Source organism: Streptomyces sp. BE20, from assembly GCF_036322525.1.
Lineage (GTDB): Bacteria > Actinomycetota > Actinomycetes > Streptomycetales > Streptomycetaceae > Kitasatospora.
On sequence record NZ_JAQYWW010000339.1, the window covers coordinates 1 to 381 of the forward strand.

Annotated in this window: 1 protein-coding gene; it reads right to left on the reverse strand. The window is 73.2% G+C overall.

The features are described from left to right. The coding region (locus PUR61_RS01825; protein ID WP_329874903.1) for a hypothetical protein at positions 1-381 on the reverse strand (381 nt) is incomplete at both ends.

Sequence of the window (381 nt, forward strand, 5' to 3'; positions counted from 1 at the left end):
ATCAGCTCCTCGTCCGCCAGCACCTCCGCCAACGGCCGGTCCAAGTGAGCATCCAGGTGCAACACCACCTGGTCGAACGCGTCCGCAAAGACCGGGAAAGCCTCGTACAACCCCCGTCCCATCGACGCACGCTGCGCACCCGGACCCGTGAACAGGAACGCCACCCCGCCCGCCCGTGCGGTGCCCGTCAGACCACCCGCACCGGACGCCACCGCGTCCAGCCGGGTCATGAGCTCGTCGGGCCCACCCGCGAGCTCCACCTCACGATGCGCCAGCACCGGAGGCCGCGCCGCAGCCGCCGCCACGGCCGACAGGTCCGTACCCGACACCGTCCTCAGCCGCTCCGCCTGGGCCCGCAGCGCGTCCGGGGTCCGGCCGGAC